This is a genomic window from Kitasatospora sp. NPDC001119 (assembly GCF_053598475.1).
In genome coordinates, this window is record NZ_JBSFKI010000027.1 from 25,638 (window position 1) to 47,934 (window position 22,297).

The 22,297-nt window shown below is 74.0% G+C and carries 16 protein-coding genes; 8 read left to right on the plus strand and 8 right to left on the minus strand.

The genetic code is table 11. From position 1 onward, the window contains the following. Positions 1-13: 13 nt before the first annotated feature. Together ACWDD9_RS29470 and ACWDD9_RS29475 are read right to left on the minus strand one after the other, a co-directional pair. Positions 14-2,482 (minus strand): endo-beta-N-acetylglucosaminidase, encoded by a 2,469-nt coding sequence (locus tag ACWDD9_RS29470; protein ID WP_449813231.1) that lies wholly within the window; start codon positions 2,480-2,482, stop codon positions 14-16. 252 nt (positions 2,483-2,734) lie between these two features. Then, a complete protein-coding gene (locus ACWDD9_RS29475) occupies positions 2,735-3,817 on the minus strand; it encodes a LacI family DNA-binding transcriptional regulator (RefSeq protein ID WP_082345973.1) in 1,083 nt (360 codons plus the stop codon). Between the two features lie 150 nt (positions 3,818-3,967). Here ACWDD9_RS29475 and ACWDD9_RS29480 point away from each other — a divergent pair, with 150 nt between their 5' ends. The 7 genes from ACWDD9_RS29480 (at position 3,968) to manA (ending at position 13,936) form a co-directional block, all read left to right on the plus strand. Further along, complete coding sequence (locus ACWDD9_RS29480; RefSeq protein WP_375877255.1) at positions 3,968-5,257, plus strand: ABC transporter substrate-binding protein; 1,290 nt, start codon at positions 3,968-3,970, stop codon at positions 5,255-5,257. A 204-nt stretch (positions 5,258-5,461) separates the two neighbouring features. Beyond that, the gene (locus ACWDD9_RS29485; protein WP_074005259.1) at positions 5,462-6,334 is read left to right on the plus strand and encodes a carbohydrate ABC transporter permease; all 873 of its coding nucleotides are present in this window, start codon (positions 5,462-5,464) and stop codon (positions 6,332-6,334) included. 6 nt (positions 6,335-6,340) lie between these two features. Further along, entirely contained in the window at positions 6,341-7,282 is a 942-nt protein-coding gene (locus tag ACWDD9_RS29490) for a carbohydrate ABC transporter permease (RefSeq protein ID WP_449813232.1), read from the plus strand. Between the two features lie 82 nt (positions 7,283-7,364). Continuing rightward, positions 7,365-8,621 (plus strand): glycoside hydrolase 5 family protein, encoded by a 1,257-nt coding sequence (locus tag ACWDD9_RS29495; RefSeq protein ID WP_388047052.1) that lies wholly within the window; start codon positions 7,365-7,367, stop codon positions 8,619-8,621. Positions 8,622-8,661: 40 nt separating this feature from the next. Then, the gene (locus ACWDD9_RS29500) at positions 8,662-11,709 is read left to right on the plus strand and encodes an alpha-mannosidase (RefSeq protein ID WP_449813233.1); all 3,048 of its coding nucleotides are present in this window, start codon (positions 8,662-8,664) and stop codon (positions 11,707-11,709) included. A 65-nt stretch (positions 11,710-11,774) separates the two neighbouring features. Then, positions 11,775-12,707: an ROK family protein gene (locus tag ACWDD9_RS29505; RefSeq protein ID WP_449813234.1), complete on the plus strand. Its 933-nt coding sequence runs from the start codon at positions 11,775-11,777 to the stop codon at positions 12,705-12,707. Positions 12,708-12,727: 20 nt separating this feature from the next. Further along, positions 12,728-13,936 (plus strand): mannose-6-phosphate isomerase, class I, encoded by a 1,209-nt coding sequence (gene manA, locus ACWDD9_RS29510; protein WP_449813235.1) that lies wholly within the window; start codon positions 12,728-12,730, stop codon positions 13,934-13,936. 80 nt (positions 13,937-14,016) lie between these two features. Here the strand turns inward: manA and ACWDD9_RS29515 are convergent, their stop codons facing one another. From ACWDD9_RS29515 to ACWDD9_RS29540, 6 genes are all read right to left on the minus strand, one after another. Further along, entirely contained in the window at positions 14,017-14,412 is a 396-nt protein-coding gene (locus tag ACWDD9_RS29515) for a DUF2267 domain-containing protein (RefSeq protein WP_049660531.1), read from the minus strand. Positions 14,413-14,653: 241 nt separating this feature from the next. Further along, positions 14,654-15,232 carry an acyl-CoA thioesterase gene (locus tag ACWDD9_RS29520; protein ID WP_387829245.1) on the minus strand — a complete coding sequence of 193 codons (579 nt, stop codon included), beginning with the start codon at positions 15,230-15,232 and terminating at the stop codon, positions 14,654-14,656. Next, complete coding sequence (locus ACWDD9_RS29525) at positions 15,229-15,426, minus strand: hypothetical protein (RefSeq protein ID WP_049657510.1); 198 nt, start codon at positions 15,424-15,426, stop codon at positions 15,229-15,231. The genes ACWDD9_RS29520 and ACWDD9_RS29525 overlap by 4 nt, the downstream gene beginning before the upstream one ends. Positions 15,427-15,797: 371 nt before the next feature. Further along, positions 15,798-16,760 (minus strand): DUF6528 family protein, encoded by a 963-nt coding sequence (locus ACWDD9_RS29530; RefSeq protein ID WP_449813236.1) that lies wholly within the window; start codon positions 16,758-16,760, stop codon positions 15,798-15,800. 266 nt (positions 16,761-17,026) lie between these two features. Continuing rightward, a complete protein-coding gene (locus ACWDD9_RS29535; RefSeq protein WP_449813237.1) occupies positions 17,027-18,415 on the minus strand; it encodes an NAD(P)/FAD-dependent oxidoreductase in 1,389 nt (462 codons plus the stop codon). Between the two features lie 107 nt (positions 18,416-18,522). Continuing rightward, positions 18,523-19,020, minus strand: a complete 498-nt coding sequence (locus tag ACWDD9_RS29540) for a flavoprotein (protein ID WP_181970499.1) — start codon at positions 19,018-19,020, stop codon at positions 18,523-18,525. Positions 19,021-19,521: 501 nt separating this feature from the next. Between ACWDD9_RS29540 and ACWDD9_RS29545 the strand changes: the two genes are divergently transcribed. Next, complete coding sequence (locus ACWDD9_RS29545) at positions 19,522-22,209, plus strand: LuxR C-terminal-related transcriptional regulator (protein WP_449813238.1); 2,688 nt, start codon at positions 19,522-19,524, stop codon at positions 22,207-22,209. Positions 22,210-22,297 lie beyond the last annotated feature (88 nt).

Genomic DNA, 22,297 nt, shown 5'->3' on the forward strand with positions numbered 1-22,297 from the left:
AGGGCAGCGCGGGCTACGCGCCCCAGGCCTCGAACTCGTAGACGCGGGCGGCCGGATCACCGTTCTGGGTCGGCGTGTTGACCACCAGCCGGACGTAGCGGGCGGCGGTGTCCACCGGGTGGGTGGTAGTGCCGGCCGTGTTGCCGGTGACGTCGGCGACGGTCGTCCAGGGGTCGTTGGTGCCCGAGCGGACCTGGATGGCGAAGTCGCGGGTGTTGTACGAGGCGCTCTCGCCGCCCGCCGCCGCGTGCTTGACCACGAACTTCGACAGCTGCTTCGCCGAACCGAGGTCCACCTCCAGCCACTTGGCGGAGGTCAGCGCGCACCACTTGTCGCCGGTCCCGCCGCTGACGCTGCCGTTGACGGCCTTGGCCGGGCCCTCGTTGGCGTTGCACTGGCCGGAGGCGCTGGCCGGGCGGTTGAGCGCCAGGTTGGTGGAGGTCGGCGGGGTCCCGTTCCAACCGACGGTCGTGGACGCGGCGGTGGAGCGCCCGTAGGTGGTGGACACCGCCTCGACGTCCAGCGTGGTGGCGTTCTCGCCGCCCGCCCGGTCGAGCCGCCCGACGAAGTACGCGTCGTTGGGCGTGGCGCCGAGGAAGGTGCGGCTGCCGTCCGCGTTGCGGCGGTACACCTCGTAGTGGTGCACGTTGCCGCCGGGCGCCGCCGTCCAGGACAGCCGCAGCGACTGGCTGGAGCCGGCGGTCACGTCGCTCGCGCCGAGCACGGTGAGTCCGGCCGGTGCCGCCGGGGACTCCACGGAGCCGTCGTAGACCGCGAGTTGGCCGACCCGGAGGTCGTACGAGGGGTCGCTCCCCTCGACCCGCAGGGCGATCTGGGCGATGGTGCGGCCCGCGTACGGGGAGAGGTCGAGGGTGTGCCGCTCCCAGCCGGTGCCGGCGTTGGCGCCGACGTCGACCGTGGTGAAGCTGCTCGGGGAGTCCGTGAACGACACCGCGGCCTTGAGCTTCGTGGGCCCGGCGGCCGGGGTCTTGACCACCAGGTCCAGCCTGGTGTTCGTGGCGACGGGCAGCTTGGTCTGGTACAGCCGTACGGTGTTGGCGGCGTCGAGCTTTCCACTCAACCGCAGGGAGGAACCGCCCTGATAGGCGTCGCCGAAGTCGACGGACGGGGTGAGCCTGCTGCCGGTCGAGTCGACCATCCAGCGGTAGGTGGGCGGGACGTCCTGGAGCGAGAGGTTGTTCCAGCCGCCGGTGGCGACCCGGGTGCCGGCCGCGTTGTAGAAGTCGCCCTGCCCGGTGTCGAAGGTGGTGACGAACGGCTTGGCGGTGATCGGCGAGGATTCGGCGACGTAGCCGGCCAGGCCGGGCCAGCTCGCCGAGAGGTCGGTCCGGGACGGGTCGTTGTTGGCGCCGACCCAGTAGCGGGCGTCCTTGGCGTAGAAGTCGGCGCGGTCGGTGGCGGACTTCCAGGTCCACTCGGGGCGGTAGAGGCCGAGCGAGGTGGTGTGCGGCTGCCCGGACGGGAAGAGGGCGGACCAGTTCACGCCGGTGTTGTAGCCGTTGGCCTCGGTGTCGATGCCGGAGTAGAGGTCGTACTCGCTGCGGCCGAGCTGCCGGGCCAGCGCCCGGGAGGAGTTGAGGCCGCTCGCCGACCAGTCGAAGTTCAGGAACATCGAGTCCGAGGTGCGCTTCGAACCATCTTGCAGGAATGGCGAGTTGGCGGAGGTGAGGGCGTTCTGCCATTTCACCCCGCCGGAGGTGGTCATCGCGTCGTACCACATGAACTCGGTACCGCTCTGCGCCTTGGTGTACTGCATCAGGTTGCGCAGCTCGCCCGCCAGGGCCGAATCGCCGCCACCGGTCTCCTGGTTGATGAACCAGCCGTCGAAGCCGTAGTACTGCGCGGCCTGGACGAGCTTGTCGGCGACGGGGTAGCGGCTGCCGGACTTCTGGACGAAGTCGCGCACCCACTGGAGCTGTCCGCCGTACGCGCCGGGCGGGAAGAAGACCGTGCCGTAGACCTTGACGCCGTTGCGGTGGGCGGCGTCGATCACGGTCGGGTTGGGGGCGAGGATCAGGCCCTCGCCGGCCGAGCCGCCCCAGAACACCAGCTTGTCGACGTACTGCCAGTAGCCGAAGGCGTAGTAGTTGGGGTCGGCGGAGCCCTGCGAGGGGTTGTTGGAGGTGGGGCCGAAGGAGACCAGCGAGGCGATCTTCCCTTCGCCGGTCCGGGCGTTGGGGTTGGCCCGCAGCGCCGGGTCGCTGGTGCGCGGCTGGAGCGGGACGCGGGAGCGGTTGAAGCGGGCGTCCGGGTCGGTGGCCGGGTCCCAGTTCAGGATGCTGTTGGGGTACCAGTACGAGGCGAAGGGCTGGCTGCCCTGGCCGGCGGTGGCGGCGGGTGCCGCGGCCGGCCCGGCGCCCGGCAGCGCGGCCGGTACCGGGTCGGCCCAGGCGGCGGGGGTGGCGGTCAGGGCGGCCGTCGCGAGGACGGCGCTGAGCAGCAGGGGGAGGCGTCGTGACATGCGGTGGCTCCGATCGAGCGGAGGAGGGTGGGGGCGGGCCCGCCGTCGCGGACGGGGGCCCGGCTGCATGCGGGCGTGCCGGTGCTGGAGCGTGTGGTGCCGGTGGTGGATCGGGTGGGGGTCGCGCCGCCGCCGGGCCCCGGGCGCACCGGAGCGGCGGCGCGGGGAGCGGGACGGTCGGCGGGACGGGCAGCGGAGGCCGGACGGAGTGCGGCGGAGCGGACCGAGCGGCTGCCGCTCGGCGCTGCGAGGCTAAACCGGTTCAGAACCGCTGTCAACGATGCGCGCGACAACCACTCCGGAGGGGGAAGTCCCGGGCGCGCCGGGCGGCGAGGTGGACTCCCGTACGGTCAGCCGCGGCGTGGGCATCTGGAGGTCCCGCCCCGCCCCGGCCCCGTCCAGCGCCTCCAGCAGGCTGCGCGCGACCTGCTCGCCGAGCGCGAAGGTGTCCCGGCTGAGCGCGGTCAGCGGCGGGTGCACGATCCGGGCGAGCACCGAGTCGTCGAAGGAGACGATGGACAGCTCGCCGGGCACCGCGACCCCCATCTCCCCGGCCACGCCGAGCCCGGCGACGGCCATCACGTCGCTGTCGTAGACGATCGCGGTGGGCCGCCCGGCCCGGGACAGCAGCGTCCGGGTGGCGGCCGCGCCCTCGGCGTCGCTGAAGTCGGTGGGCACCGACACCGCCTCCTCCAGCCCGAGCCGGCGCGAGGCGTCGCGCAGCGCGCGGATCCGCCGCTGGGTGTGCTGGAAGTGCGGCAGCCCGGCGAGGTGGGCGATCCGCCGGTGGCCGATGGCGGCCAGGTAGTCGACGATCGAGAGCATCGCCTCCCGGTCGTCGGCCCAGATCCGCAGCTGGTTGCCGCCCTTGCCGGGCCCGCCCAGCACCACGGCGGGCAGCCCGAGTTCGTCCAGCACCGGCAGCCTCGGGTCCCTGACCTGGAGGTCGACCACGATGAAGCCGTCGACCCGGTGCTCGGAGGCCCAGCCCCGGTAGACCTCGATCTCGGCGGCGGTGTCCTCGACCACCATCAGGTGCAGCGCGATCGAGCTGGCCGAGAGCACCGCCTGGAGCCCGGACAGCAGTTGGCTGAAGAACGGCTCGACGCCGATGGTCCGGGCCGGCCGGGCGATCACCAGGCCGACGGCGTCGGACCTGGCTCCGCCGAGGGCCCGCGCGGCGCTGTGCGGGCGCCAGTTCATCTCCTCGGCGACCCGCAGGATCCGGGCCCTGGTCGCCTCGCTGACACCCGGCCGGCCGTTGAGCGCGAAGGACACCGCGCCCTTGGAGACACCGGCCTGGCGGGCGATGTCGGCGATCGTCGGTCTGCCCACAGAACCCGACTCCTCTCTTGACATCCAAGTTTAGGCGGGAGCATAGTCCCTGGCATAGCTAGACCGGTTTAGTTAGTCAGGTTGCGGAATCCGACACAACCCCCGAGCTCGGCACGATCCCCCACCCACCCCCAGGACCGGGAGACCCTCATGCGAAGAATCTGGGCGGCACTGACCACGACCGCGCTCGCCACCGCCGCGCTCACCGGCTGCGGACTCGGCTCCGGCGACACCAAGGACAGCGACGCGGTGGCGAGTGCGGCCGCCACCGGCGAGGTCAAGGGCAAGGTCTCGATCCAGACCTGGTCGCTCAAGCCGAAGTTCACCGACTACATGCAGGGCGTGCTGGACGGCTTCAAGAAGAAGTACCCCGGCGTCGACGTCGAGTGGCTCGACCAGCCCGGTGAGGGCTACTCCGACAAGGTGCTCAGCCAGGCCGCCGCCGGCAGCCTGCCCGACGTGGTCAACCTCCCGCCGGACTTCGCCTTCCCGCTGGCGAAGAAGGACGTCCTGCTGGACATCGCCAAGGCCGACCCCAAGCTCGCCGAGGAGTACGTCCCCGGCGGCGTGGACGCCTACCGGTTCAACGGCTACCAGGGCACCTTCGGCTACCCCTGGTACCTCAACACCGATGTGAACTACTGGAGTTCCGAGCTCCTGACGAAGAACGGCCTGGACCCGCAGAAGCCCCCGGCCAGTCTGGACGAGCTGATCGCCCAGGCCCGGACGATGAAGGAGAAGTCCGGCGGCCAGACCTACCTGATGAGCCGCAAGCCGGGCATCGGGGACCTGTACAACATCGGCGTGAAGATCATGTCCGACGACGGCAAGTCCTTCACCTTCAACACCCCCGAGGCCGCCGCACTGCTCGACAAGTACCGCGACGCCTTCAAGGAGGGCCTGATGCCGAACGGGGTGCTCACCGACACCTACGCCGGCAACTCCAAGCTCTTCAGCTCCGGCACCGTGGCCTGGACCACCGGCGGCGGCAACTACATCACCAGCCTCGCCACCGACAACCCGACCCTCGCCCCGAAGGTCGTCTCCTCCCCCGCGATGGCCACCCCGCCGCTGTACGTCCAGGGCCTGTCCATCCCGAAGAACACCAGGAACCCGGCCGCCGCGGTGGCCCTCGCCCGCTGGGTGACCAGCCCCGAGAACCAGGCCGCCTTCGCCCACCTGACCAGCGTGTTCCCGTCCACCAAGGCCTCCGCGAACGACCCGTTCTTCAGCAAGAGCGACGGCACCAACGCGGGCGACGCCAAGGTGACGGCCTTCGCCTCGCTCGCCAAGGCCAAGCTGATCCAGCCGGTCGAGGTCGACGACGCGATGGGCACCATCATCAAGCAGCAGTTCGCGCTGGCCATCAGCGGCGACACCAGCTCCAAGCAGGCGCTGGACACCGCCGTCGAGCAGTGCAACAAGCTGCTCAAGGGCTGATCCGACGCCGCCCCGGCACCAGCCCCGCGGTGCCCCACCCCGCACCGGCGAAGCACCGGAGACGTACCAGCGACGTACCGGAGACGTTCCGGCGCGGCACCGGAGACGTACCGGCGAAGTACCGGTGAAGCGGCGGGCCTCCCCCGCGCCCGCCGCTCCCCGGGAATCACCCGCACCACCCCCAGGCCCCAGGAAGGCAACGGCATGACCCACCGGCGTTGGTTCACCCCCTGGCTGCTCGCCGGGCCCGCGATAGTCTGGCTGGCCGTCTTCAACCTCTGGCCGGCCGTCAACACGGTGATCCTCTCCTTCACCAACGCCAAGCCCCTGGGCGGCGGGCAGTTCACCGGCCTGGAGAACTACGGCCGGCTGCTGGACGACGACCAGCTCGCCGACGCCCTGGTCAACAGCATCGTGTTCATGCTGGTCTGTCTGCCGCTGCTGACCGTCCTGCCGCTGCTGCTCGCCCTGCTGGTGCAGCGCAAGATCCCCGGCATCACCTTCTTCCGCACCGCCTTCTACACCCCGGTGATCGCCTCCGCCGTCGTGGTGGCGCTGATCTGGGGCTGGGTGCTGGACGAGCGGGGCCTGGCCAACGGCCTGCTGCAGCAGACCGGGCTGGCCGACTCCCCGGTCGCCTTCCTGACCGACCGCTGGCTGCTGCTGTTCAGCGCGATCGCCCTGACCGTCTGGAAGGGCCTCGGCTACTACATGGTCATCTACCTGTCCGCGCTCGCCAACGTCCCGCGCGAGCTGCACGAGGCGGCGGCCGTGGACGGCGCCGGACCGCTGCACCGGTTCTGGCACGTCACCCTGCCCGGGGTGCGCCCGACCATGATCCTGATCTCGGCGCTGATCTCGGTGAGTTCGCTGCGCGTCTTCTCCGAGCTGTACGTGCTCTCCAACGGCCTCGGCGGCCCCGGCGGCCGGGACATGTCGGTGGTGATGCTGATCCAGATGTACAGCCGCGGCTTCAACGGGCACCTGGGCTACGCCTCGGCGCTCAGCCTGCTGCTGTTCGTCGTCACCCTCGGCCCGATGCTGTTCCTGATGCGGCTGAACCGGAAGGCGGCCTGACCCCCCATGACCACCGTCCGCACGCCCCAGTCCCCCGACACCCCCGCCGAGCCCACCAGGGCCACCGTGGCCGCCAAGCCCACCGGCCCCGCCGGGCCCGCCAGGCGCTCCCGGAGCTTCAACACCCCCTCCACCGCGCAGACCGCCGCCCGCTACCTGCTCCTGGTGCTGGTCCTGCTGCTGGTCATCGGCCCCTTCCTGTGGCAGCTGTCGACCTCCCTCAAGGGCCCCGCCGAGGACGTCTACACCCGCACCCCGAGCTTCCTGCCCGACCAGCCCACCCTGGGCAACTACGGCAAGGTCGCCGAGGTCATCCCGGTGTGGACCTACGCGCTCAACTCGGTGATCGTCGCCGTGGTCTGCATCACCGGCAACGTGGTCGGCTGCACGCTGGCCGGCTACGCGCTCGCCCGGCTGCGCTTCCGCGGCGCCAAGCTCGTCCTCGGCCTCTTCCTCGCCACCCTGATCCTGCCCGGCGAGGTCACCATCGTCTCCCAGTACGTGCTGGTGCGCGGACTCGGCCTGGCCGACACCCTGGCCGGCGTCGCGCTGCCCGGCTCGATCGCGATGCTCAACGTGCTGCTGATGCGCACCGCCTTCGCCGCCGTCCCGGCCGAACTGGACCAGGCCGCGCTGGTGGACGGCGCCAACGTCTGGCAGCGGCTGTGGCACATCGGCCTGCCGAACGTGCGCGGCATGCTCAGCGTGATCGTGATCTTCACCTTCATCGGCGCCTGGGACGACTTCCTGTGGCCGCTGATCGTGCTCAACGACCCGCAGAAGTACACCCTCACCGTCGGGCTCCAGTACCTCAACGGCACCTTCGCCGCCAACCCCCGGCTGATCGCGGCCGGCACCATGATCGCCTTCCTGCCGATCGTCGTGGTGTTCGGCGTCTGCCAGCGCTTCTTCTTCAAGGGCGTCGAGGAAGGAGCCGTCAAGGGATAGCCCGACCGGGGACCGCCCCCGCCGGTGACGACCCACCGTCCGTACGCCCCACACCCGTTGAGGAAGCCCTCCGATGACCCCGATGACCACCGCTCCCCGCTTCGGCGTCAACTACACGCCCAGCGCCGGCTGGTTCCACCACTGGCTCGACTTCGACCTCGACGCCGTGCGCGCCGACTTCGACTCCATCGCCGCCCTCGGCCTGGACCACGTGCGGGTCTTCCCGCTCTGGCCGGTCTTCCAGCCCAACCGCACCCTGATCCGCCCGCGCGCCGTCGAGCAGCTGACGGCCCTGGTGGACGCGGCCGGCGAGCGCGGTCTCGACGTCGCGGTGGACGGCCTGCAGGGCCACCTGTCCAGCTTCGACTTCCTCCCGTCCTGGACGCAGACCTGGCACCGCCGCAACATCTTCACCGACCCCGAGGTGCTCGACGGCCAAGCCGCCTACCTGCGCACCCTCGCCGACGCGCTGAGCGAGCGGCCCAACTTCCTCGGGATGACGCTCGGCAACGAGATCAACCAGTTCTCCGGCGCCCCGCACCCCGACCCGGACCGGGCCACCCCCGCCGAGGCGGAGGCCTGGCTGCGCCGGATGCTCGACGCCTGCGAGCAGGGCGCCCCCGGCCGGCTGCACCTGCACGCCTCGTACGACGCGGCCTGGTACCTGGACGAGCACCCGTTCACCCCCTGGCACTCGGCCCGGATCGGCGCCGCGACCGCCGTGCACTCCTGGGTGTTCAACGGCACCGCCCAGCGCTACGGCGCCCACTCCACCGCCACCGCGCAGCACGCCGCCTACCTGGTCGAGCTGTCCAAGGCCTGGGCGGACGACCCGGCCCGCCCGGTCTGGCTGCAGGAGGTCGGCGCGCCCGCCCCGCACATCACCCCGCAGGACGCGGCGCGCTTCACCGGCGCCACCGTGGAGGCCGTGCTGGACTGCCCGGACCTGTGGGGCGTGACCTGGTGGTGCTCGCACGACGTGGACCGCTCGCTCGCCGACTTCCCCGAACTGGAGTACAGCCTCGGCCTGTTGACCACCGACCGGACGGTCAAGCCGGCCGGCGCCCGGCTCGCCGAGGCCGCCGCCGAGGCCCGCCGCTCCTGGCAGCCGCCGAAGCCGCGCAGCACCGCCGTGGTGGTCGCCACCGGCGACGAGGCCCTCTCGCCCCGGCGCTCGGTCTGCGGCCCCGGCGGCCCGGTGTACGAGGCGTTCATGCGCCTCGCCGCGGAGGGCGCCCGCCCGACCACGGTGCTCGCCGAGCGCGCCGAGGACCGCGAGCACCTCGCCGCGCGCGGCATCACCGAGGTGGTCCACCCCTCCGACGTACCGTCCCTCTAGTCCGTCCGTTCCCCTCAGCCACGCAACGGAGCCCGCTGACATGCACGATGACCGCACCCTGGTCGAGTCCCGCCTCAAGCGCGTCCTGGACGAGCGCATCCGCCCGGCCGTCTACCCCGAGTCCGTCCCGCTGGAGGTCGGCATCTGGACGGCTCCCGGCGAGCCCGTCCCGGTCGCCGAGGGCCTGGCCGCCCCGCGCACCCCGATCGCGGTCGGCGACGCCTGGGGAGCGCCCTGGGGCACCAGCTGGATCACCGTGACCGGCACCGTGCCGCAGGAGTGGGCCGGGCGCACCGTCGAGGCGCTGATCGACCTCGGCTTCGACGCCAACATGCCCGGCTTCCAGTGCGAGGGCCTGGTCTACCGCCCGGACGGTTCCCCGGTGAAGGGCCTCAACCCGCAGAACCAGTGGGTGCGGATCGCCGCCCCGGCGGCCGGCGGCGAGCAGGTGCTGCTGCACGTCGAGGCCGCCTCCAACCCGGTCATCCTGGACTACCACCCCTTCCTGCCCACCGAGTTGGGCGACAAGGAGACGGCCGGCGACCAGCCGCAGTACAAGCTGGCCCGGATGGACCTCGCGGTCTTCGACGAGACGGTCTGGCAGCTGGTGCTGGACCTGGAGGTGCTCGGCGAGCTGATGGCCGAGTTGCCGGTGGAGGGCGCCCGCCGCTGGGACATCCTGCGCGCGGTCGAGCGGGCGCTCGACGCCGTCGACCTCCAGGACGTCAACGGCACGGCGGCGGCGGCCCGTTCGGAGCTGGCCGGTGTGCTGGCCGCGCCCGCCGTGCCGTCCGCGCACCGGATCAGCGCGATCGGCCACGCGCACATCGACTCGGCCTGGCTGTGGCCGCTGCGCGAGACCGTCCGCAAGGTGGCCCGCACCACCGCCAACATGACGGCGCTGCTGGAGGACGAGCCGGACTTCCTCTACACCATGTCCCAGGCCCAGCAGTTCGCCTGGATCAAGGAGCACCGCCCCGAGGTGTACGCCAGGGTCCGCAAGGCCGTCGCCGAGGGCCGGTTCGTCCCGGCGGGCGGCATGTGGGTGGAGTCCGACACCAACATGCCGAGCTCGGAGGCGATGGCCCGGCAGTTCGTGCACGGCAAGCGGTTCTTCCTGGACGAGTTCGGGGTGGAGAACCACGAGGCCTGGCTGCCGGACACCTTCGGCTTCACCGGCGGCCTGCCCCAGATCATCCGCAACGCCGGCTCCAAGTGGCTGCTGACGCAGAAGATCTCGTGGAGCCAGATCAACAAGTTCCCGCACCACACCTTCCTCTGGGAGGGCATCGACGGGACCAGGATCTTCACCCACTTCCCGCCCGTGGACACCTACAACTGCTCGATGAAGGGCAGCGAGATCGCCCACGCGGCGAAGAACTTCAAGGACAAGGGCGTCGCCCGGCACTCGCTCGCCCCGACCGGCTGGGGCGACGGCGGCGGCGGCACCACCCGCGAGATGGTCGCCAAGGCGGCCCGGATGAAGGACCTGGAGGGCTCGGCCACCGTCCGCTGGGAGAAGCCCGCCGAGTTCTTCGCCAAGGCCGAGGCCGAGTACCCGAACCCGCCGGTCTGGGTCGGCGAGCTCTACCTGGAGCTGCACCGCGCCACCCTGACCAGCCAGGCGAAGACCAAGCAGGGCAACCGGCGCAGCGAGAACCTGCTGCGCGAGGCCGAACTCTGGTGCGCCACCGCCGCGTTGCGCACCGGCGCGGAGTACCCGTACGAGCAGCTGGACCGGATCTGGAAGACGGTGCTGCTGCACCAGTTCCACGACATCCTGCCCGGCTCGTCCATCGCCTGGGTGCACCGCGAGGCCGAGGCGACGTACGCGGCGCTGGCCGGGGAGCTGGAGGCGCTGATCGGCGCGGCCCAGCAGGCGCTGGCCGGGGCGGCCGCCGGCGGGCGGGAGCTGGTGTTCAACTCGGCGCCGCACGGCCGCTCGACGGTGCCGGCCGGCGGGGCCGCCGCGGTCGGCCTGCCGGACGGCACCTGCGAGGCGGTCGAGCGCCCCGGGGGCGGCTTCACGCTGCGCAACGGCCTGCTGGAGGTCGTCGTGGACGCGGACGGCCTGATCGCCTCGGTGGTCGAGACCGCGACCGGCCGGGAGACCGTCGCCCCCGGCAGCCGGGCCAACCTGCTCCAGCTGCACCCCGACTTCCCCAACATGTGGGACGCCTGGGACGTCGACCAGTTCTACCGCAACACCGTCACCGACCTGACCGGCGTGGACTCGCTCACCGCCGCGTCGTCCCCCGCCGGGGCCTCGGTGCGGATCGCCCGCTCCTTCGGCTCCTCCACCGTCGTCCAGACCCTCACCCTGCCGGCCGGCGAGCAGCGGGTGGACATCGACACCGAGGTCGACTGGCACGAGACCGAGAAGTTCCTCAAGGCCGCGTTCCCGCTGGACGTCCACACCGAGCGCTACGCCGCCGAGACCCAGTTCGGCCACCTCTACCGGCCCACCCACACCAACACCAGCTGGGACGCGGCCAAGTTCGAGGCCTGCAACCACCGCTTCGTCCACCTCGACGAGCCCGGCTGGGGCGTCGCCCTGGTCACCGCCTCCACCTACGGCCACGACGTCACCCGCACCGTGCGCCCCGACGACGGCGGGACGACCACCACGGTCCGCTTCTCGCTGCTGCGCGCCCCGCGCTTCCCCGACCCGAAGACCGACCAGGGCCTGCACCGCTTCCGGCACGCCCTGGTGCCGGGCGCGGCGATCGGCGACGCCGTCCGCGAGGGCTACCGGATCGGCCTGCCCGAGCGGACGGTCACCGGCAGCGCCGAGCGGGTCGCCCCGCTGGTGGAGCTGGACAACGACGCCCTGGTGGTGAGCGCCGTCAAGCTCGCCGACGACCGCAGCGGGGACCTGATCGTCCGGGTCTACGAGGCCGGCGGCGGCCGCGCCCGGGGCCGGCTGACCACCTCCTACCCGCTGGCCGGCGCCGTCCCCTGCGACCTGCTGGAGCGGCCCTGGGACGGTACCCGCGGCGAGGTGGCGGTCGAGGACGGCGCGGTGCGCCTCGCGCTGCGCCCGTTCGAGCTGGTCACCCTGCGGCTCAGCGCCGCCCGCCGAGGCTGATCTACGCTGTTCGGCGCCCCGGCCCCCGCGGCCGGGGCGCCGCCCCCTACTTCCTGGAGCCCACCGTGCCGTTCACCCCGCTGTTCGCCGCCCTCGACATCGGCGGCACCAAGATCGCCGGGGCGCTGGTCGACGCCGACGGACGGCTGCGGCACCGGCTCCAGCTGCCCACCCCGGCCACCGAGCCGGGCGCTGCCGTGCTCGCCGTGGTGCACCAGGTGCTGGAGCGGCTCGCCGGGACGGCCGACTGGGCCGCCGTGACGGCCGTCGGGATCGGCAGCGCCGGCCCCGTCGACCTCGCGGACGGCACCGTCAGCCCGGTCAACATCCCCGGCTGGCGGGACTTCCCGCTGGTCGCCGCGGTCGCCGCGCACCCGGCGGTGGCAGAGCGCACGCTGCCCGTCCACCTCGCCGGGGACGGCGTCGCGATGGCCGCCGCCGAGCACTGGCAGGGCGCGGCCCGGGGCGCCGACAACGCGCTCTGCCTGGTGGTGTCGACCGGCGTCGGCGCCGGACTCGTGCTCGACGGCGCGGTGCGCCCCGGCCCCAGCGGCAACGCCGGCCACCTCGGCCACATCACCGTCGACCTGGACGGCGAGCCCTGCCCGTGCGGCTCCCGCGGCTGCCTGGAGGGCCTCGCCAGCGGCACCGCGATCGCCCGCCGGGCGCTCGCCGAGGGCTGGCGGCCCGAGGACGGCGACCGGACGGCCCGCGCCGTCGCCGCCTCCGCCGCCGCGGGCGACCCGGTCGCGCTCGCCTCCTTCGACCGCGCCGCCCAGGCACTGGCCGCCGGGATCGCCGCCACGGCCGCCCTGGTGGACCTCTCCCGGGTCGTCGTCGGCGGCGGCGTGGCCGAGTCCGGGGACGTGCTGTTCGCCCCGCTCGCCCGCCACCTGGACCGCTACGCCGCCCTCTCGTACATCCGCGGCCTGGACGTGCGCCGCGCCGAGCTCGGCACCGACGCCGGGCTGATCGGCGCGGCCGCGCTCTGCCGCTGAGCCTCCCCGGAGCCGCCCGCATGCCGCCGTTCGCCCTCCTGAAGAACCCCGTCCGCCGCTACGCCTGGGGCTCGCCCACCGCCATCCCCGCGCTCACCGGAACCGCGCCCGACGGCACCCCGCAGGCCGAACTCTGGCTCGGCGCCCACCCGTCGGCGCCGTCCCTGCTGTACGGATCCGGCGACGGCGGAGACGGCAGCGGCCCGCGGCCGCTGGACCGGCTGATCGACGCCGACCCGGACGGCCAGCTCGGAGCGGACACCGTCCGGCGGTTCGGCCCGGCGCTGCCGTTCCTGTTCAAGGTGCTGGCCGCCGACCGGGCGCTCTCCCTCCAGGTCCACCCCACCCGCGCCCAGGCCGAGGCCGGGTACGCGGCGGAACAGGCCCGGGGCATCCCGCTGGACGCGCCGGAGCGGGTGTACAAGGACCGCGGGCACAAGCCCGAACTCCTCTGCGCGCTCGGCGACTTCGAGGCGCTGTGCGGCTTCCGCCCGGCCGCCGGCACCGCCCGGCTGCTGGACGCGCTCGGCGTGCTCGCCCCCTGGGCCGCCGCCCTGCGCACCCGGCCCGCCGAGGCCGTGCTGCCCGAGCTGCTGCGCTCCGGCCTGAACGCCGACGGCTCCGAACTCGCCGCCGTCACGGGCGCCCTGCGCCGCACGGCGGCCGCCGGCGGGCCGTACGGCGCGAGCAGCGCCGCGTACGCCCGCCTCGCCGAGGAGTACCCCGGCGACCGGGGGCTGCTCGCCGCCCTGCTGCTCCACCACGTCCGGCTCACCGCCGGGCAGGCGCTGTACCTGGACGCCGGGGTGCCGCACGCCTACCTGCGGGGCGTGGGCGTGGAGTTGATGGCCAACTCGGACAACGTGCTGCGCTGCGGCCTCACGCCCAAGCACGTCGACGTGGACGGCCTGCTGGCGGTCACGGACTTCCGGCCCCGGGAGGTCGAGCCGCTCGCCCCGCGCCCGACCGGCGACGGCTTCGAGGAGGAGTACCCGTCGCCGGCCGAGGAGTTCAGGCTCTCCCGGCTGCGCCCCGGCGCCGCCGCTGTCCGGGTCGACCGCCCCGCCCCGCAGGTCCTGCTCTGCGTCTCCGGGCAGGCCCTGCTGCGGGCCCCCGACGGCTCCGAACTCCCGCTTCCGGCGGGCGCGTCGGCCTACCTGCGCCCGGGCGCCGGGCCGGTCGCACTGACCGGCCCGGGCGCGGAGCTGTTCCGGGCCACCACGGGGTAGCCGCGCCGACCGGCCGAGGCCGCGGGCGGCGGGCGGCGGGCTCAGGCGGCGGGCTCAGGCGGCAGGCACCCGCCGCGGGCTCAGGCCGGTGCCGGGTGGCCGAACAGCAGGTCGTAGCCGTCCGGGAGTTGCTCGATCACCTGGTCCAGCAGCTCGCCGGGGACGAGGTCGGCGACGGCGCTGAGCACGGCCCCGATGTCCCACTGCGCCGTCGCCGGGGTCGCCCCGTCGATCCACCCCACCACGGCCTGTACGAAGCGCTCGGCGGTCAGCGGTTCGGCCGCGGGCTGGGCGTCGCGCAGCAGCGAGGCGTAGGTCTCGGGCAGCGCGTCGGCGAGTTCGCCCCGCTCGGACCCCACCAGGTGCTCGCCGAGCAGGGCCAGCACGACCCGGGTGGCGTGGTCCGCCTCGGCCGCGCCCCGGTACTCGCCGCGCTCCACGACGCGGGCGAGGAAGTCCTCCCAGGAGATGGTCATCGCGTCCTCCTTCCGGTCGGCGGGCTCGGCCGGACCGACGGCGGCGCGCTCGCCCTGGGCCAGGACGGGGATCGCGGTCCGTGACCGCCGTGGGACGTACCGGTGCCCGTGCTGCTCAGCGTAACTCGCCCCGGCGCCTTCGGAACCGGCCGCCGCCGTCGATCACGCCGCCGCCCCGGGGCAACGGTCCGTCCTGCGGTCCACCGGGCTGTTCACCGCACCGCACCGCCCACCGCGCCGTTCACCGCGCCGAGGCGTGGCACCGCCTGCGCGGCCGCCGGGACGGCAGCAGCCCGCCGGTGGCCGGGCCGGCCGCCACGCGCTGCGCCGGGGGCGCCGCGCTCACCGCTGCCGCCGCGGTCACCGTGGTGGCCGCCAGGACCGCCTGGGCCCGGGCCGGGTCCGGCATAAACGCCGAGAGAAAGATCCGTTCCGCCGGGCTCAGCGCCCGCGAGCGGCCGGATTCGCGGTCCCGGGCGACCACCACGGTCCGCGCCCGCATAAAGGTGAGCCGGTCCCGGCAGACATTCACCTCGACCTGGGCGGAACTCCGTCCGAGCCGTTCCACGGTGAGCACCACCGAGAGCGGCTCGGGCCGGTGGTGCAACTGCTCCAGGTAGTCGATCTCGTGCCTGGCGATAATGAACCCGGACGGGAACAGCGACTCCCGGACGGCGGTTTCGTGGTGGCAGAACAGGTCGTAAATCCCCTCCTGGATGTAGCCGACCAGACGGGCGTTGTTGATGTGCCCGTTCTCGTCGACGTCGCTCCACCGGGTGGGGCAGGACAGCACGTGCACGCCCGGCAGCACCGCGCTCACTGCCGGGTCAGCCCGGCACCGGCGGGGAGCAGCGCGCGCTGCAACCTGGCGTAGTAGCCGGAGTGTTCGGCCGCCATCCGGGCCGCGGTCCAACCCTCCTCGGCCGCCTCGGCGGCGGCCTGGACGACCAGGCTGTCCAGCACCGCGTCGACCGCGCGGCACAGATCGTGGACGGCCGCGAGCCGCTCGGTCACATCCGCCCCGCTCCCTGCGTTCCGGGACGGGAAGGCGGCCAGTGATTCCATCGCGAGTTGAAGGTCGTCGACTCCGTCTGGCCGGTTTTCCGCAGGGAAATTCCGCATGATTTTCTCCATGACTCATTCGGCCATTACGGCCCAGTAGCTAGCGTTCGAATGCACCGGATCGGTGTCGACCCCCCGACCCCACGACGCTATCCCAGCCGACGGGGGTCGACGGATGGTTTGCCGACCGCGACGGAAAACTGACCTCCATCGGAGTAGTTTGTCGGTGTACACAATATGCCCCATCAGTCGAATGCCGTCCGCAATTCGAGTGGTATCCACGACGCGCGGCCCCGGATCGACTCCTCGGGGAACGAAATCTGCTACCAGACGCTCCACCACCTCGCCTTGTACAGGTGCGAGCCCCGCAGCGACCGCGTCCCCTCCGGCCGGTGCAGGGTGATCACCGAGGTGCACCAGTCGCACGGCGCCTCGTGTTCGGGCGCCGCCGTGAGCAGCCGGCCGGTGCCGGGTTCGTCGCCGACGCTCTTGAGGTCCCGCTCGGCGGCCGGATCGGCCAGGTGCACGGCGGTGAAGCGGTCGGTGGCCGGGTCGAAGCGCCACAGGCCGGTCAGCGTGGCCACCCAGAACCGTCCGGGATCCGCCAGGACGGGCGCCAGGTCGTGCCCGCCGCGGTCGGGCAGCGGGCTGCTCCGCACGACGGTGAGGGCGGGCGCGGCCGGGGTGCCGCCGACCCGCAGCGCGGTCAGCGCCGTGTCGCCGAGCACCCAGAGCAGGCCGGTCCGCGCGTCCCAGTGCACCCCGTGCGCGCCGGGCAGCGGGAACTCCGCGTACGCCGCGGCCCGCGGGCCCTGCGAGGCCGCGTACAGCCGCACCCAGCCGCCCGCGCTCGCCGCCACGGCCACGTTGCCGTCCGGCAGCAGCTCGATGCTGTGCGGGTTGGCGGCCGTCCCGAGGTCCGTCGCCCAGTGGACGCGGCCGGTGGTGGTCTCCACGACGGCGGCCAGCCCGCCGGAGGCGGTGGTCAGCAGGAAGCGCCGCCCCTGCCGGATCCGGGACTTGGCCTCGTCCGGGTTGGTCCAGCTGCGCGCGGGCGCCAGATCCGTCAACTCCGGTGCGCGGTCGGCACTCCAGCCCCACACGACGGGCAGTCGGCCCGGGCCGCGGTAGGCCATCAGCTCCTCGGCGCTCTGCAACACCAGCACGCTGCGCGAGGCCTGGTCCACGACCGCCACCTGCCGGCCCGGCGACCTGGCCCACGCGCCGCTCGTCGGCGCGCAGAGCAGCAGGGCGACCGCGAGGGCCGGCAGTGTTCTCCTCAGCACGCCTTCACCGTGGGTGCTGCGGGCCGACTCCGCTCGGCGGCACGTCCGAACGGACGATCGAAGCGACGGCCGTGGATCGTGCGGCGCCGGCGGCGGGTCCGCCTCGTTCACTGTCATCCGGACATCCTGGCGGGACGACCGCACCGGCGGCCGTCGCACCGGGTCGGCACGCCGCCGGACCGTCAACCCGGTGCCGCCCGCACCCGTTCAACACCCGGTTTCCCGAAGGCCCGAGGCCCGGCGCCCGGAGGCCCGGCCCCGTAGGCTCAGCGCCCGGAGACCAGGTCCGCGACCCGGGCGATCGGCGAGGTGGTGGCCCGGCCGGCCGCCTCCTGCCGGTCGGCGGCGTGGTACGCGGCGTACATCGCGTGCACGCCGAGCCAGCGCAGCGGCTCCGGCTCCCAGCGCCGCACGGTGTGGCCCACCCAGGGCAGCCGGGTCAGCTCGGTGTCCCGGCCGAGCACCAGGTCCCGCAGGGTGCGGCCGGCCAGGTTGGTGGTGGTCACCCCGCTGCCGACGTACCCGCCGGCCCAGCCGAGCCCGCTCACCCGGTCCAGCTCCACGGTGGCGCACCAGTCCCGGGGGACGCCGAGCACGCCCGCCCAGGCGTGGTCGATCCGGGCGTGCGCGGCGGCCGGGAAGAACCGGTCGAGGACGGCCCGGAGCTGGCGCACCGTCTCCACCTGGGTGCTGCCGTCCGAGTCCGTCCGCGAGCCGAACCGGTAGGGCACGCCCCGCCCGCCGAGCGCGATCCGGTCGTCGGCGGTGCGCTGCGCGTACATGTAGGCGTGCGCGAAGTCGCCCAGCACCTCGCGGCCCTCCCAGCCGGCCTCCGCCCAGAACTCCGCGGGCAGCGGCTCGGTGGCGACCATCGCGGAGTTCATCGGCAGCCAGGTGCGCTTCTCGCCGCGCAGCCCGGCGGTGAACCCCTCGGTGGCGCGCAGCACGTGGTCGGCGGTGACGGTGCCGTACGGGGTGACGGCGCGGGGCTTGCGGTAGCCGCTGCCGGGCAGGATCGCGGTGACCGCCGTCCCCTCGTACACCTCGACGCCCAACTCCCGGACGGTGCGGGCCAGTCCACGGGCGAGCCGGGCGGGCTGGATGCGGGCGCCGTGCGCCGTCCAGCAGCCGCCGAGGGTGCCGGCGACGTTGATCCGCTCGGCCGCCTCCTTGGCGCCCAGCAGCTCGACCCGGCCCTCGCCGTAGGCCCGCTCGGCCTCGACGTGGGCCCGCAGGCGCTCCAACTGCGGCTTGCTGCGGGCGACTTCGAGGACGCCGCCGCGCACGATGTCCGCGTCGATCCGCTCGGCCCCGGCGACGCCGACGACCTCCCCGACCGCCTCGTCCATCGCCCGCTGCATCGCGGCCGCGCGCTCCCGCCCGTACCGCCTGGCGAAGGCGCCGCGCCCCGCGAAGCCGTTGTACAGCCAGCCGCCGTTGCGCCCGGAGGCGCCGTAGCCGCAGAACCGCCGTTCGAGGACGGCGATCCGGAGGCCGGGGTCGGCCTTCTTCAGGTAGTAGGCCGTCCAGAGCCCGGTGTATCCGCCGCCGACCACGCACACGTCGACGTCCCGGTCCCCGGGCAGCGCGGGGCCCGGCTCCGGCACCCCGTCCGCCGCGTACCAGAACGACACCTCGCCGTTGACCGCCGTCACCGGAAACCTCCCGTACCCTCGCCGACCTGCCCGGACGCTACCTCCGCGGGTTCGGCCCGGGCCACCCCCCACACTGCAAGGATCACCGGGCCCGATCAGCCACCCTGTCAGTCCCGCAGCAGCTCCAGGGCCCGCGTCCAGTCGTACGAGCCCGGCGTGAAGTCCGCGATCCGCACCCCCATCCGCCGCAGCCTCGCCAGGCTGTCCGCATAGGCCGGATGCGCCGCCTGCGCCGCGCTCAGGCAGGGCTGGACGGCGACCGGGACACCCCAGCCGTACGACTCGCAGAGGATCCCCAGCGCCAGGGTGTCCGAGATGCCCAGGGCCCACTTGTTGAGCGTGTTGAAGGTGGCGGGGGACACGACGAGGGCGTCCGGGTCCGGCAGCGGCCGGGGCTCCCCCGGCTTCCGCCAGGCGGAGCGGATCGGGTACCCGGTCCGCGCCTCGATCGCCTCGGCGTCGATGAACCCCATGGCCTGGGGCGTCGCCACCACCCCCACGTCCCAGTTCTGCTCCTGCGCGGCCGAGATGAGCTCCCCCACCCCGCCCGCGACCCCCGCCGCGCACACCACGACGTACAGCACCGGCTTCCTCGCCTCGGACACCCTCGGCCTCCCCACTCTCGGACTGCCCGCTCTCGACCCGCCTGCGGCCCCCCGAACAGTAAGCCGCCCCCGTGGTCCGCTCCACCCGCCCGGTCGACGCCCGACGGAATCGACCGGTATTCGAACAACCTCGTCGGGACCCACCAGTACGCCGACGAACCGAGTGGGCACGGCTGCCCGCCCGCCGCTCCGCTCCGGGGCCCCGCCCGACGGGCCGGGCGGCCGGGTGCGGCCGTCGTCGCAGGCAGGGCACCCTGCGGGAAACCCGGCGGTAGCGTCGCGATCAAGCTTCGCCATGAGCATGATCACGCCGTTTTCCGTTTCGACCGGCCGCCTCGCGCCACCCGTGGGTGAAGATCGAACCGGAAAGAGATCGTTCACGATGTTCCTGCGGAATACGGCTCCGACGACCGCGGAAACCCCTGTCCGGACCGCTGGGGACGGCCCGGACCGGTACCACGCGCCGGACCGGCCGAACAGGACCGACAGGATGGGGAGCACATGCTCTTGGAGCGCGACGAGGTGCTGGGCACGGCCTCGGCGGCCGCGGCGGCGGCGCGAGCGGGCAGCGGACGCTGGGTCCTGCTCTCGGCACCGGTGTCCGGCATGGGACGGACCGCCGCGCTGGAGGCGATCGTCCGGCAGCAGGCCGACGGTGACGCCGTACGCGTCGGACGCGCCCGCGGCGTACCGGAGGAGACGGCGTTCCCGTTCGGGCTCGTCCGCCAGCTCTTCGCGGACGACGAGGCCGTGCCCTTCTCGGTCGCGGCCGGAGCGGACGAACAGCGGCTGTTCCACGGGCTGGTGACCAGGCTGACCCGGTCCGCCGCCGAGCGGCCGGTCCTGCTCGCGGTGGACGACCTCCACCACGCCGACGAGCCGTCCCGGCGCTGGCTCGGCTACCTCGCCCGCCGCATCGCCGAGATCCCCGTCCTGCTGCTGCTCACCGAGCGCGCCGACCCGTCCGGTCCGGCCCCCTTCCCGCCCGCCACCGGCACGGCCGTCGCCCTCCCCGCGCTCAGCGTCCCCGCCGTCATCCGCCTCGCCCGGGACGCCGGCCTCGACCAGCGCTCCACCGTGGCCTGCGTCGAGGCGGGCATCGGCAACCCGGCCCTGGTGCGGGCGCTCGTCGCCGACTTCGCCGACGGGGCGCTCCCCCGCCCGTCGGCCACCCCGTCGCGCAGCCGCTTCCGCGACACGATCGCCCGCTGGCTGGGACGGGCCGACCCCTGCGTACGCCACGCCTGCCTCGCCCTCGCCGTCGCCGCCGAGGGCGGGATGCCCGTCGGCCCCGGCCTGCTCCACCAGCTCTCCGACCTCTGCACCGCCACCCGCTCCCCGGGCGAGCGGTCGGCGCGCCGCATCAGCAGGCTGCTGGACCACCCCCTCGCGCGGGAGGCCGTCCTCGCCGTCGCCGCGCCGGAGGAGATCGCCGCACTGCACACCCGCGTCGCGGAACTGCTCGACGAGAGCGGCGCGCCCGCGACCGCCGTGGCCTCCCGGCTGCTGCGGGTCGAACGGCCCGGCGAGGCGTGGATGGCCCGCTCGCTGTCCGAGGCCGCCGAGGAGGCGATGCGCGCCGGTCACGTCGCGGAGTCCGCCGCGTACCTGCGCCACGCCCTGAGCGGCCCGCTCGATCCGGACCGCCGGGCCGCCCTCACCATGCGCCTCGGCGCCCTGGAGCTCCCGCACAACGCGACCGCCGGCATCCGCCGGCTCCGCACCGGACTGGAACTGCACACCGACCTCCGGGACCGGGCCACCGCGGCCACCGCCCTCTGCGCGGCCCACGTCGCGCGCCGGGATCCCGACACCGCGCTGGAGGTCCTCCGCCGGGCCGGTCGCGGCGCCGACGACGACGAACTCGTCCAGGTGCTGGGGACGCTCGGCGCGCTCGTCTCCTCGCACGACAACGACGCCTGGCGCGGCGCCGTCGCCGGCCTGCGCGCACTCGCCCCGACCGCACCCCCCGCCATCGAGCCCCTGGTGTGCGGACTGATCACCGAGTACGAGGCCGGGGCCGGCCTCTGCTCGGCGGCCGAGGTGCTCGACCGGGTCCGGCCGCGGCTGGCCGCGCCGGTGGACCCGCGGCTGCGGACCGCCTGGCTCGGCAGCGCGGCCACCCTGCTCCAGTGGGCGGACCGCCTGGACGAGGCACGGGAGTTGACCGGCCAGTGCCTGCCCGCCCCGCCCGTCCCCCCGGACCTGACCGACGTGGGCCTGCAGTGCCTGCTCAGCGTCCGGGCCGAAGCCGCGCTCTGGGCGGGGGAGTTCGACCGCGTCATCGCCGAGAACGCCCCCCTGGTGGAGGCGACCGCCGGACAGGGCGTCCGACTGCCGCACCTGGCGGCCATGGTGGCGACCGCCCGGCGCGAGACCGGCCGGCGCTCCGCGGCCTGGCAGGCCGTGGCCCTGGTCGGCCCGTCCGGCAGTGACAGCTCCTGGGAGTGGAACGAACTCAGCTACACCCGGGCCCTGTTGCACGCCGCGGACGGCGACTGGCAGGCCGCCCTCGACGACTACCTGGTCTGCGGAGCCGGCCAGCTCGCCCACGACTTCGTCAGCCCGGTCGCCACGCCGTGGCGCTCCGGAGCGGCGCACGCCCTGGTACGGCTCGGGCGGCGGGACGAAGCCCGCGAACTCGCCGAGGAGGAACTGCGCCACGCCCGGACCTGGGGCACCCCGCGCACCGTCGGCCGGGCGCTGCAGGCCCACGCCGCGGCCGTGGGCGGCCGGCTGGCCCTGTGCTCGCTGACCGAGGGCGCCGAACTGCTCAGGCCGGCCTCCGCGCCCGTGGAACTCGCGGAGGTGCTGATCGACCTCGGCCGGGCCCACATCGAGGCGGGCAGCGGCCGCAAGGGCCGCGACACGCTGCGCGAGGCGCACGCCGTGGCCCTGCGGCTGGCCGGGCCCGCCCCGGAGACCGGCGGACCGGCCCCGGTCGGCCGTCTCCTCGGCGCGGCGGAGGAGGCGCTGCGCGAGGGCGGGGTGCGGAACCGGGACGGCGGGCACGCCCTGAGCCCCGCCGAACGGCGCGTGGCCGAACTGGCGGCGGCGGGGCACACCAACGCCCAGATCTCCTCCGCGCTCTGCCTCACCCGCCGCACCGTGGAGACCCACCTCACCAACGCCTACCGGAAGCTGCGGATCGCCCGGCGCACCCAGCTGGTGGCGGCGCTGGACCGGTAGCGGCCGCGGACGCGCCCCCGCCCGGGTGCGGATGCACCCGGGCGGAGGCGGCCGGTTCGACCCGGCCCGACGCGATCAGGGCCTCGGC